Origin of the sequence: Streptomyces sp. SID5785 (assembly GCF_009870065.1) — a bacterium.
GTDB lineage: Bacteria > Actinomycetota > Actinomycetes > Streptomycetales > Streptomycetaceae > Streptomyces.
This window is the reverse complement of sequence record NZ_WWIA01000383.1, coordinates 1-11,922: the sequence shown is the minus strand read 5'-3', so window position 1 is coordinate 11,922 and position 11,922 is coordinate 1. Positions and strand designations below refer to the sequence as shown.

The 11,922-nt window shown below is 74.1% G+C and carries 10 protein-coding genes and 1 tRNA gene; 4 read left to right on the top strand and 7 right to left on the bottom strand.

The annotated features are described in order from the left end of the window. Positions 1-94: 94 nt before the first annotated feature. Positions 95-967, bottom strand: coding sequence for a winged helix-turn-helix transcriptional regulator (locus GTW43_RS12690; protein WP_161301763.1), 873 nt, complete (start codon positions 965-967; stop codon positions 95-97). Positions 968-1,122: 155 nt separating this feature from the next. Here GTW43_RS12690 and GTW43_RS12685 point away from each other — a divergent pair, with 155 nt between their 5' ends. Then, complete coding sequence (locus tag GTW43_RS12685) at positions 1,123-2,403, top strand: MFS transporter (RefSeq protein ID WP_161301762.1); 1,281 nt, start codon at positions 1,123-1,125, stop codon at positions 2,401-2,403. 101 nt (positions 2,404-2,504) lie between these two features. Here the strand turns inward: GTW43_RS12685 and GTW43_RS12680 are convergent. Then, positions 2,505-2,586 (bottom strand) — tRNA-Tyr (locus GTW43_RS12680). Between the two features lie 185 nt (positions 2,587-2,771). Here GTW43_RS12680 and GTW43_RS12675 point away from each other — a divergent pair. From GTW43_RS12675 to GTW43_RS12665, 3 genes are all read left to right on the top strand, one after another. Then, complete coding sequence (locus tag GTW43_RS12675; RefSeq protein WP_161301761.1) at positions 2,772-3,260, top strand: YajQ family cyclic di-GMP-binding protein; 489 nt, start codon at positions 2,772-2,774, stop codon at positions 3,258-3,260. Positions 3,261-3,448: 188 nt separating this feature from the next. Then, positions 3,449-3,886, top strand: a complete 438-nt coding sequence (locus GTW43_RS12670; RefSeq protein ID WP_161301760.1) for a hypothetical protein — start codon at positions 3,449-3,451, stop codon at positions 3,884-3,886. Then, positions 3,883-5,967: a CHAT domain-containing protein gene (locus tag GTW43_RS12665; protein ID WP_161301759.1), complete on the top strand. Its 2,085-nt coding sequence runs from the start codon at positions 3,883-3,885 to the stop codon at positions 5,965-5,967. Before GTW43_RS12670 ends, GTW43_RS12665 begins: the two co-directional genes overlap by 4 nt. Here GTW43_RS12665 and GTW43_RS12660 read toward each other — a convergent pair. The 5 genes from GTW43_RS12660 to GTW43_RS12640 all read right to left on the bottom strand — a co-directional run. Beyond that, positions 5,948-6,325, bottom strand: a complete 378-nt coding sequence (locus GTW43_RS12660; protein WP_161301758.1) for a tetratricopeptide repeat protein — start codon at positions 6,323-6,325, stop codon at positions 5,948-5,950. The genes GTW43_RS12665 and GTW43_RS12660 overlap by 20 nt on opposite strands. Beyond that, complete coding sequence (locus GTW43_RS12655; RefSeq protein ID WP_161301757.1) at positions 6,322-9,018, bottom strand: Hsp70 family protein; 2,697 nt, start codon at positions 9,016-9,018, stop codon at positions 6,322-6,324. Before GTW43_RS12655 ends, GTW43_RS12660 begins: the two co-directional genes overlap by 4 nt. Next, positions 9,015-9,818 (bottom strand): hypothetical protein, encoded by an 804-nt coding sequence (locus GTW43_RS12650; protein WP_161301756.1) that lies wholly within the window; start codon positions 9,816-9,818, stop codon positions 9,015-9,017. The genes GTW43_RS12655 and GTW43_RS12650 overlap by 4 nt, the downstream gene beginning before the upstream one ends. After that, positions 9,802-10,248 (bottom strand): hypothetical protein, encoded by a 447-nt coding sequence (locus tag GTW43_RS12645; protein ID WP_161301755.1) that lies wholly within the window; start codon positions 10,246-10,248, stop codon positions 9,802-9,804. Before GTW43_RS12645 ends, GTW43_RS12650 begins: the two co-directional genes overlap by 17 nt. Continuing rightward, positions 10,245-11,922, bottom strand: a 1,678-nt coding sequence (locus GTW43_RS12640; protein WP_161301754.1) for a hypothetical protein, incomplete at its 5' end; no start/stop codon positions are given. The genes GTW43_RS12645 and GTW43_RS12640, both read right to left, overlap by 4 nt.

Genomic DNA, 11,922 nt, shown 5'->3' with positions numbered 1-11,922 from the left:
GGACGGCGCGGCCCTCCCGGGCAACCGCCCTGCCGGACAACCGCCCTGCCGGACAACCGCCCTCCCGGACAACCGCCCTCCCGGGCACGGCCGTTCAGCCCCGCACCACCGCCAGGGCCTCCGCGACGGCGGCCGGGATGTCGGCCACCGGGAAGCGGGCGTGCCGCACGACCCGGTCGCGGTCCACGACGAGGACGGCCCGCTTGAGGCGCAGCGCCTGGCCCGCGCGGAACACGGGCAGCCGCAGCGCGGCGGACAGCCGCAGGTCGACGTCGGACAGCAGCGTGAACGGGATGCCCTCCTCGACGGCGAACACCCGCTGCTCGTCCGGGCGCTGGGTGCTGACGCCGCGCACCTCGGCCCCGGCCGCGCGGAAGTCGTCGTAGGCGTCGCGGAAGAGGCGGTTCTCCAGGGTGCAGCCGATCGTGCCGGGGATGTCGCCCCAGTTGTCCGGGAGGGGGCTCGGGCGGCCGGTCGCCGGGTAGCAGAACAGGACCGTGTGGGCGGCGTCCGGTGCGACCGGGTCGAGCGGCCCGCCGTCGCGATGGCCGGGCAGGGCGAGGGGCGGCAGTGTCTCCCCGGCCAGGCCCGCGACGCGCCGCGCCTGCTCGCTCTCCTCGTCGGCCGTGCCGCTGAGCGAACCGTCGCCGAGCACCCAGCGGTCGGCCCAGTCCTGCAGGGACAGGAGCACGGGCAGCAGTCCGCGTCCGCTGTCGGTGAGCCGGTACTCGTACCGCACGGGGCTGCCCTGGTACGGGACCTTCTCCAGGACCCCGGCGTCGACGAGGTGGCCGAGGCGCTCGGTGAGGACCTTGCGGGAGATGCCCAACTCCCGCTGGAGGGCGTCGAAGCGGTGGTGTCCGCGTGCGGTCTCGCGCAGGAGGAGCAGGCTCCACCAGTCGCCGACCACGGCGGCCGCCTGCGCGATCGCACAGGCGGCGTCCCGCTCGGGCACCGACCTGACCATGACCGCCCCTCTCCTGGTCCGAGTCTCCTGGTCCGAGCCGCGGCCGCGCGCCGTCCGCTCGTCGGAACCATCTTGCGCCATCCAGTGAGTTCCCGATAGAAACTCACTGGAACGAGTGAGTTCCCAAAAGAGACTAACGGGGGGCGCGGCATCACATGACCGAAGCGACGACCGACGACACCACAGCACCGGCGCGCTCCGACGCGACACCGGCCGACGCCCCGCCCGCACGGGCGTCCGCCGGCGTCTTCTGGCGCTACTGGGCCGCCGCCACCGTCAGCAACGGCGGCACCGCCGTCACCGCACTCGCCCTGCCGCTCGTCGCGCTGACCGTGCTGCACGTCACGGCGTTCGAGGCCGCGCTGCTCGCCGCCGCGGGTCAGGTGTCCTGGCTGCTGCTCAGCCTCCCGGCCGGGGTCGTCGCCCAGCACGTGCCACTGCGCCGGCTCCAGGTCGCGCTCGACCTCGTACGGTTCCTGGCCCTCGGGTCGCTGCCGCTCGCCTGGTGGCTGGACCGGCTGACCTACCCGCATCTGCTGGCGGCGGCGCTGGTCACGGGCGCGGCCACCGTGCTGTTCGACATCGGCAACTCGACGTTCCTGCCCGCCGTCGTCCCCGCCGGGCAGCTGGCCGCGCGCAACAGCCTGATGTCCGGCACCCACGCCGTCACCGACACCGGCGGCCCCTCCATCGGCGGTCTGCTCGTCCAGGCCACCGGGCCGGTGGGCGCGCTCGTCGTGGACGCCGGAAGCTATCTGGCCTCGGCGGTGCTGCTGCGCACGCTGCCCGAGCGCCGTCCGGTCCCGCCGCCGCCCGGGTCCGGGCCGTTGCGGCTGATGCGCGAGGGGCTCCAGTACGTCCTGCGGCACCCGGTCATGGGGCCCTGCATGTTCTGGGCGACCGCCGCGAACTTCCTGAACGCGGCGCTGCTCGCCCTCACCCCCCTCTACCTGGTGCGCGAGGCCGGGCTGAACTCGGCGCAGCTGGGCCTGGTGCTCGCGATGGACGGTGTCGGCGCGCTCGCCGGCTCCGCGGTCGCCGTCCGGGTGACCCGGCGCATCGGCACCGCCCGCGGGATCATCGTCGCCGACCTGACCGGCGGCGCGCTGCTCCTGCTCGCCCCGCTCACCACGTCGGCGTCCGACGCCTTCTGGTTCGGCCTGGGCAACGCGGGCTTCGCCTTCGGCAGCGCCATCGGCTCGATCACCACCCGCACCTACCGCCAGACCCAGTCCCCGCCCGAGCTGCTCTCCCGGGTCATGGCCACGGTCCGCTTCGTCTCCTGGGGCGCCCTGCCGCTCGGCGCCCTCACCGCGGGCCTGCTGGCCACGGCCGCCGGGACGCACGCGGCGCTGTGGGCGGTGTGCGCGGCCGCGCTCCTGCCCCCGCTGTACCTGTACGCGAGCCCGGTCGGCCGCCACCGCGACCTGGCCTGACCCGGGCGTCCGGGCGCCCGGAGACGCTCCGGGCCCGCCAGGGCCCCCGCCCGGACACGACGAAGCCCCCTCCGGAATCCGGAGGGGGCTTCTCCCAAGTGTGGCGGCGCCAGGATTCGAACCTGGGAAGGCGAAGCCGGCAGATTTACAGTCTGCTCCCTTTGGCCGCTCGGGCACACCGCCTGGGGTTCGCTGCCACGGGCTCCGCTGTTCGGCGGTGCTCGCTGGCAACGACGTAAACAATACCTGATGCACCGGGGTGCTCCGCCACCCGATTGATCGTCGGCCGGGGACCGGGCGATGACTAGGCTTGCACGGATTCATCCCCGACGCGCTCCGGCGCGTCCCGATACAAGGAGCCACAGGACATGGCCGACTCCAGTTTCGACATCGTCTCGAAGGTCGAGCGGCAGGAGGTCGACAACGCCCTCAACCAGGCCGCCAAGGAGATCTCGCAGCGCTACGACTTCAAGAACGTCGGCGCCTCCATCTCCTGGTCCGGCGAGAAGATCCTCATGGAGGCCAACTCCGAGGAGCGGGTCAAGGCCATCCTCGACGTCTTCCAGTCCAAGCTGATCAAGCGCGGCATCTCGCTGAAGTCGCTGGACGCCGGTGAGCCGCAGCTGTCCGGCAAGGAGTACAAGATCTTCGCCTCGATCGAGGAGGGCATCTCCCAGGAGAACGCCAAGAAGGTCGCCAAGCTCATCCGCGACGAGGGCCCCAAGGGTGTCAAGGCGCAGGTGCAGGGCGAGGAGCTGCGGGTCAGCTCCAAGAGCCGGGACGACCTGCAGTCCGTGATCGCGCTCCTGAAGGGGCAGGACTTCGAGTTCGCCCTGCAGTTCGTGAACTACCGCTAGAAACGGCGCAGTTGAAGGGGCGGCACCCGGGCGGGTGCCGCCCCTTCCGGCTGTCCGCCGCCACATCCGCGTCAACTTGCGCGGAAACAGCAGCGATCGGGGTGATGCGATGGTCTGCTGAAGGCCGTGGTGCCAGGCTGGTGGTACCGCCGATTCCGCCCGACGCGGGTGGGGGCTTGGAGGCAGGCATGACGACAGGCTCGACCGGGGCCGCCACGACCCTGGAGCTGGAACTGCACGGGCCCGACCCGGGTCCCGAACTCGACGCCCTGCACGAGGCGCTGACGGCCGCGGGGGCCGCCCGCGTCGAGCGTGCGTGGCTGACCGTGCCCGACTCCGACCAGCGGGTGGCCGAGCTCGTCGAGGTGACGACGCTGATCGTGGGCGGCGTGGGCAACGTGGTGGCGATCGTGGAGGCGGCGCGGCAGTGGATCGCCCGGCGCCACGAGGCGGCCGCCCGCCGTCCGGCCGCCTCCCCCGACGAGGACGCCGTGCCCCGGGTCCGCGTGACGATCGCCGGTGACACCCTGGAGCTGGTGCATCCGGCGGACCGGGCCACGTCCGAGGCGATCGCCCGGTTCTACGACCGGCACCGGCCGGACGGCACCGGCGGTTCCCGGCCATGATGACGACCCTCCAGGTCCGGGTGTCGGAGCCGCGGCCGGGCCGCACCCAGTACGCGTACGAACTGCGCTCGGGCAACGGGGCGCTGGTCGGACCGCTGGAGCAGGAGCACACCGTCCCGGTCAGCCAGGACCTGGTGAAGGGGCTGTGCAAGGAGATCGACGAGCGGGTCAAGGACGCCGCCCCGGCCGACGAGGGCGCGCTGCGCGAGGCGCTGGTACGGCTCGGCGGTCAGCTGCACGACGCGCTGTTCCCGCAGACCGGGGACCTCGTGCGGCAGCTGCGGCAGACGGCCGGGCCGCTGCTCGTGCAGAGCAACGAGACGCTCGTGCCGTGGGAACTGCTGCACGACGAGGAGGACTTCCTCGGGCTCCGGCACGACATGGGGCGCCGGGCCAAGGTGGACGGCCCGGTCGTGGACGGGCGCAGCAGCGAGCGGATCCGGCGCGCGCTCGTGGTCGGCGACACCCTCGGCGACCTGGCGCCCGCCCGCAAGGAGACCGAGCTGATCAGTGCCTGGCTCACCGAGCAGGGGGTGGAGTGCACGGTGCTCACCGGCGCGGACGCCACGCTCGTCCGGGTCGTCGGGGAGCTCGCCGACAAGGCGGCGCCCTACGACCTGTTCCACTACTCGGGGCACGTGTCGGCGGAGCGGGGCGCCGCCGGGCTCCTCGTGCACGACCGCAAGTGCATCGACCTGGACGCCCTGCGGCCGCTGGCCCGGCGCGGGGCGCCGCCCATCGTGCTGATCAACGGCTGCGCGTCCGCGAGCCCGACGCTGGACGCGCCGTCGCGGGCGCTCGCCGAGGCCGCCCAGACCATGAACGCCTGCATGTCGTTCATGGTCATGGGCGCCAAGACGGTGGTCGGGACCCGCACCCCGGTGCGCGACGCGAGCGCGCTGCGGTTCGCCGAGGCGTTCTACGGGGAGCTGGGCGAGCAGGCCGAGGCGGGGGTGGCGGTGCGCGGGGCGCGCGCCGCGCTCGCCGGTGACGGGGACGGCACCTGGGCGTCGTTCGTGCTGTACGGCGATCCGAGCGTCCGGATCACGGCGGCGCCCGCACCGGCGCCGCAGCCCGAGCGGACGGCCCGGCCCCGGTACACGACCCAGGCGTTCGGGCTGCTGCGCCGGGCCGGTGAGTTCGGTGAGCCGCGCGGGATCATCACCTCCGTCGACCTGCTGACGGCGCTTCTGGAGACGGACGAGGTGCGCGAGCGCGCGACGGTCCGCCTCGGCTCCCGGCTGCTGCGGCAGCTGACCGAGATGCTGCAGTACGTGCAGAGCCACACGCCGGCCGGCGGCGGCGACCTCGACGACACCACCGACACCGCCGACTCCACCGGCAGCGCTGACAGCACCCAGGGGATCGTGCGGTCCTCGCCGAGCGTCCGGACGGACGGTGCCAGCGTCAACGGGACGTCGGTGCAGACGGGCGACCGGCGCATCGCGTTCTCCGACACGATCGCCCGGGTCGTGGAGGGCGCGGACGCCGCTGTCATGGCCGACGGGCGGGACCGGGTCGGCGTCGACGACATCGCCGTGGCGTTCCTGGAGACGGGCGGCGGGAACTGCGCGGACCTGCTCAAACTCATCGGGATCCGACCGGAGTTGCTGCTCGCGCCCGTCGTCGAGTCCGCCGCCCGGTCCGCCGACGACGGGCAGCCCCTCGCCCTCGGCTCGCTGGGTCCGGGAGCCGCGGCGGCGGTGCGCACGGCCCGGCTGCTCGCGGCGGCGAAGGAGAAGCGGATCAGCACGAGCCTGCTGCTCCAGGCCTTCGCGGTCGCGGGCAGCGACGTGCTGCGCGAGGCCCTCGCCGGACAGGGCGAGGACGGCGCGCGCGCCTACCGCAGCCTGGGCCGGCTCGGCCGCCCGCGCCGCCACGAGTTCTACTCGCGCACCCGCGACAAGCTGGAGCGGCTGGCCGCCGGGGCCGAGGACGCCGGGCGGCTCGTCGACGAGGAGTCCGTCCTGCTCGAACTCCTCGCCGACGAGGACTCCTCCGCCCGCCGGATGCTGGTCGAGCTGGGCGTGGAGCCGGACGAGCTGGCGCGGGCGCTGCGCGCTACGTCACCGGATCCGTAGCCGCGGCCAGCAGCGCCAGGCCGTCGCGGGCCGTCCGGTCCTGCGGCCGGCGGGCCACGGCCTGCTCCCACTGGCGGCGCGCCTCGTCGGCGTCGCCCAGTTCGTAGCAGGCCAGCCCGAGCGCGCTGCGGGCCTCGGCGTCGTGCGGGCACCACAGGACGACCGCGGCGAACCGGTCGCGGGCCGCCGCGAACGCGCCGCGCCGGGCCGCCGCGAGGCCCTCGTTGAACAGCCGCGCCGGATGCGCACCCAGCCGGGCGTAGGCGCGCAGCGGGGTGCCGCAGCGGCGGCAGCTGTCGGCACTCGCCTCGTGCGCGGTCCGGCAGCGCGGGACGGGGCACACGACCGGGGTGCTCATACCGTGCCTCCCTGGCCCGGGACGCCGTAGCCGCCGGGGCCGGGCCCGGTCGCGCCGGGGCCGCCCTGGTAGATCGGGACGGCCGGTCCCGCGGGGCCGGTGTCGGCGTCGACGAGCATGCGGGCCAGCTGGCGCAGGCGCGCGTTCAGCCGGCTGAGGTCGCGCAGCACGCCCTCGGGGTCCGTGGCGATCAGCGCCTCCTGGGAGCGCAGCCGGTGCTGGATCTCGGCGAGCTCGCGGCTCTCCACGGCCCGCCCGGTGGCGTCGGCGACGCGGAGCAGTTCCTCGGTGCCCTTCAGGTCGGCCCGCAGCTGGGCGGCGGCCCGGGCCGCGGGCGGGATCTCGGTACCCCGCTCGACGCGCATCAGCCCCTTCAGATACGTGGACACGCGCTGGAGCTGCCTGATCACCTCCCCGTACGCCTGCTGGTCGCCGGCCGCGTACGCCTGCTCGCCGCGGGTGCGCTGGCCCTCGATACCGCGTGCGATGTCGGGCCCGTCGAAGGTCTTGCCCTCGGGCACACCGTGCTCGACGAGATGGGCGTGCAGGCCCATGCAGTCACCGACGAGCTCGTCGAACTCCGCCTTCGGGGGCTGGAGTTCGCCGCCGTACCCGGACACCGAGCCGGCCACCTGCTCCAGCTCGCGGAACTCGTGGACGGCGCCGGCCACGTCCCCGCGCTCCTTGGCCTGCCGGAACGCCTGCTGGGCCATCGCCCACTGGGCCTTCGCCGTGTTCTGCGGGCCGGCCGGGAGGTAGCCGATGCTCTCCTCGAAGCGGCGGCCCAGCGACTCCGTCTCGGCCTCGCTCGGCATGGTGCGCTCGACGGGCAGCTCGACCGGCACGTCGAAGGAGACCTCGCCGATGGAGCCGCGCACGCTGATCGCCGCGTTCTCGAACATGGAGACCGTGAGCCGGATCGCCGTGCCGCGCGGCGTCGACGACGGCACCAGGACGGTGATGACCTGGATCGGCACGCTCTGCTGGAACAGCCGCAGCTCGACCCGCTCCCGGCCCGGGTGCGCGAACTCGAAGCCGCGCTCGTACGGGAGCTGCTGCATGGCCGGGACGAGCTCCTCGCGGCCGGTGCGGCCGTCGCCGTAGTCGACCTCCATGAGCACGGCCTTGGCGGTGATCGCAGCGCCGCCGGTGCCGCCGGTCGGCCGCTGCTCGCCGGAGCTGTGGGCGAGCTGGCGGCCCGCCGTCGCGAGCAGGTCGCCGTACGCGTCGTAGACCTCGAAGGTCAGGCTGGACTCGGCGTCCGGCTGCACGGGCACGTCCCGGAACGCGAACGCGCCCTCCGGGGACAGGTCGACCTGGTCCTCGAACCCGTCGGTGGTGAGCCGGACCTGGCCGTCGGTCAGGTCGAGGGAGTCGGTGAGCGCCTTGACCGTGCCGCCGACGGAGGTGGTGGCGCGGCCCGTCGCGGCGGTGCCGTGGAACGAGACGCGGACGGTGCGGTCACGGTCGTGGACGGCGAGGCCGCCGACGGCGGACGCGCGGACGGCGGCGCCGAGCGCGACGACCGTGTCGACCTGCTCGTAGACCGGTGCGGCACAGGAGGCGCGGACCTGGCGCGGCGAGTCCGGGTCGGCCCCGGCGCACAGCTCCCGCGTGACCATCTCGCGCACGAGCGGCATGTGGGTGGAGCCGCCGGCCAGGATGATGTGGTCGACGTCGGCGAGGGTGATGCCGGCCCGCTCGGTGGCCCGGGCCACCGCCTCGTCGCAGTAGGTGAAGGTCCGCTCGACGAACGGGCGGGCCACTGCGTCGAGTTCGTCGCGTTCGAGGAGCGTCTCGACGATGACGGGTTCGCCGCTCTGGTCGGTGAGCCGGCCCGCGTCGCGCAGCACGTACTCGGTGCGCTCGGACAGGGCCTTCTTGGCGCCCTCGGCGAGGATCTTGAGCTGGCTGAAGCGCAGCGCGTCCTCGGGGTCGTTCTCGGTGTCGAGGTCGAGGTCGTACCCGTCGGCCTGGAGCATCTTCTGCAGGTGACGGGCGACGGCGGCGTCGATGTCGTCGCCGCCCAGACGGTTGTTGCCGCTGATGCCGAGGACCTCGAAGGTGCCCGCGGTGCAGCGCAGGACGCTGACGTCGAACGTGCCGCCGCCCAGGTCGTAGACGAGGAACGTGCCGTTCTGCGTCGCGGTGCGCCAGCAGTAGTGGCTGGCGGCCGCCGTCGGCTCGTGGAGCAGGCCGAGAACCTCCAGGCCCGCCTGCTCGGCCGCCTCGCGGGTGGCGTCTATCTGCGGCTGGTCGAAGTAGGCGGGGACGGTCACGACGGCACGGTCGACGACCCAGCGCACCCCGTCCGTGTCGAACGCGGCGACGTCCTCCTCGATCTGGCGCTTCATCTCGCCGAGGATCGCCGCGGAGATCTGCTGCGGGGTCTGTGCCTCTCCCGACAGGTCCACCGTCGTGCGCGTCCCCATCAGCCGCTTCACGGACGTGACGGGCTCCGGGCTGCTGCCCTTGCGGGCGAACGCCTTGCGGCCCACGACCGGCTCGCCGCCGGACGGGGAGCGCCACACGCAGCTGGGCGTCGTCGAGGACTTGGTGACCGGGTCGCGGTGGATCAGGATCTCGCTGTCGGCGGGGTTCATCACCGCGACGGCGCTGTTCGTCGTGCCGAGGTCGATGCCGACGGCCTTGCTCACGATCTGCTGGTCACTCGCCATCTTCTGCTCCGTCATGCGTCCTTGTCCGTTTCGCCGAGGTCGTGGGGGTCGCCGGCCGGGCCGGGTGCCGGGCTCCCGGCCGGGGCCGGGGCCTGTGCCGGGGCGGGCTCGTGTTCGGGCGAGCCCATGAAGACGCGGGCGAGGCGTACGACGGCGCCCGCGTGGAACACGGCGGGTTCGTCGGTCTGCGCCACCGTCTCCTCGGTGAACTGGGGGCCGTGCCGCCAGCCGATCGGGTCCGCCCAGTCGGCGACGTCCGCCGCGGGCAGCCCCAGCGGGTCGCGGACCTCGACGTCGGCGTCCCTGAGGGTCTGCAGCATCTGCTCCTTCAGGATGCGGAGCCTGCGGTGCAGCCGGGACCGGCCGCTGTCCTCGAGGTCCGCCGCGCAGGCCGCGACGAGCTGGTCGAAGCGGCCGACCAGGACGGCCAGGTCGTAGACGGTGTCGCGTGCGCCGGACGCGGCCCTGGCCGCGTCGCCGCGGACGGCGCTCAGGTCCTCGTGGCGCCGCTGGAGCACGGCGGCGAGCTCGGCCTGCGGCGCGACGACCCGCTCGTCGGCACCGCCCTCGGGCAGCGGGCGCTCGGCGAACGCGGCCCAGTCGAGGGCGGGCGGGGACGGCACGGCGTCACCCTCGGTCCGCTCCGCCTCGGTCTGCGCCGTGTCGGTCTGCTCCGTCTCGGTCTGCGCCGTGTCGGTCTGCTCCTTCTCGGTCTGCTCCTTCTCGGTCTGCTCGGCGGCCTCCTGTTCGGCGGCCTCCTGCTCGCTGGCCGTCTCGGTGGCCTGTCCGCTCGTCCGCTCAGCCGAAGAGGGCATCGGCGGCCTCCAGTTCCGTGTCCGTCGGGGCGGCCGTCGCGGGCAGCCGGTCCAGTGCCTGCCGCGCCTCGTCCGGCACGGTCCGGTGCAGCTCCCTGACGACGGCGTCGAGGGCCGCGGGCAGGTCCAGCGTGTCCGGGCCGAGCCGGTGGGCGCGCAGGTCGGCGGGGTTGCCGCGGTGGCGGCGCACGAAGGTCTCCCAGTCGCGGTCGCGGTAGCCCGTGCCGGGCGGCTCCGTCAGGACGTGCCGCTGCCGGGTCCGCGGATGCCCGATGAGCTCGCGCATCGCCCAGTCGTACAGGGCGCGTTCCTGCTCGCCGGACGCGGTGCGGATACCGTCCTCGGCGCGTTCGACGATGGTCTGCTCGTCGGCGCCGGACGGCAGCCCGAGCACGTGGAAGGGGTTGGGGCGGCGGTCCGCCGTGGTCATCTCAGGAACCTCCTGATCGATTCCTCCGCGCGGGTCATGGTGTCCGCGGCGGTGCGGTTGGCCGGGTCGAGGTCGAGGGCGTCACGGAGCAGGCCCTTCGCGGCCATCAGACCGACGAGCGCCTCGGTGTCGTCGGCGGGTGCCGTGGCGGCGGCGGTGACGAAGTCGCTCGCGCGGTAGGTGAGCAGCTTGGACAGCGCCTTGTTGGTCCGCGGCACCAGGTTCGGGTCGTTGTCGATCTCGGGGCTGAGCTCCAGCGCCTCGCGCAGGCACTCCTCGGCGGTGTCGAGCTCCCGCGCGTCGAGGTCGTCCAGGCCCTTCCAGTACAGGGCCTTGACCCGCAGCTGCATGTGCGAGCGGCGCACGCCACCGGGGATGTCGGCGTCCGGCACCTCGATGCCGTCGAGGATCTCCAGGGCCTGCCCGTAGCGCCGGGCCGTGATGTGCTCGCGGACCGGGAGGTAGACGATCTGCCGGACGTGCCGGTCCGTCACGTTGACGAGCCAGCGGTGCAGCGGGTCCCAGGCCTTGGCCCGGTCGAGCAGGTCGAGGGACTCCTGGGTGTACCCGGCGCACAGGGCCCGCACCAGGAAGTGGTGGCCGAGCACCTGGTTGGCCTTGCGGTGCGGCTGGTTCTCGGTGCTCTGCGCGGCGAGCCGCTCCACGTGGGTCCCGGCCTTGCGGAGGATCTCCTCGGCGCCGTCCCAGTCGTTGATCTCGCGCAGGCCGTCCTGCCACTCGTTGTACAGGCCGACGACGCCGGTGAGGACGGGCACGGGCGCGAAGCCCCGCTCGATCGCCGCGTCCAGGACCGCGATGGCCGCCTCGAAGTCCCGGTCGACGCCCACGGGCAGCCGCTCCAGCGCGTCGGGGTCGTCGGCGCGCCAGCCCGCCTCGGCGACCAGGTCGTCGGCCCAGCTGCCGACGAGCCGCTCGGCGCGGTCCGCCGCGTACGCGAACAGGTCCGCGTCGACGCCATCGGGCACGGCGGCGGCCGCGGGCCCGCCCGCGAGCAGCGCACGGGTGGCGTCGGGCCCTTCGCGTACGGCGGTCAGGCAGCGCAGGTAGGGACCGGGGTCCCGGGTCTCGCTGTCCAGGGCCCGGGCGCCGTGCACCCGGTGCAGGTCGAGGAGTTCGTCGGTGAGCTCGCGGCGCAGCGCCTGCGTGCTCTCCGCGTCGTCGATCCCCACGTGCGCCCAGAACGCCGGGTGGGCGAGGAGCAGGGTCCACAGGGCGGTGGCCGCCGTCAGGGCGTCGGACGGGGTGCCGGTGCGGGCGAGGCCGCCGAGCGCCTCCTCACGGTGCAGGACGGCGAGGGTGTGCGGCACGGCGAGGTCCGGGGCGCCGATCTCGACGAGGGCGGTCAACTCACGCTGTATGGCGGTCGGTTCGTCGCGTTCGAGCGCGCTCCACAGGGCCGGGTAGCGCTCCGCCGCCTCCTCGAGCGCACGGTAGCGGCCGCGCCGCTCCAGGTCCGGGACGGCGGTCGGGAACAGGGCGGCGAGCAGCGCCTCCATGCGGTCGTCCCGGTCGAGGCCGGTGACGTGCCGGTGCACGGCGTGCCCGGCGGGGAGCAGCGCGGCGGCCGCCCGCAGCAGGTCGAGCGGGGTGCCGCCGCCGTCGGAACCGTCCGTGGTGACCGCGCGGTGGCACAGGTACGCGCCGTACTCGGGC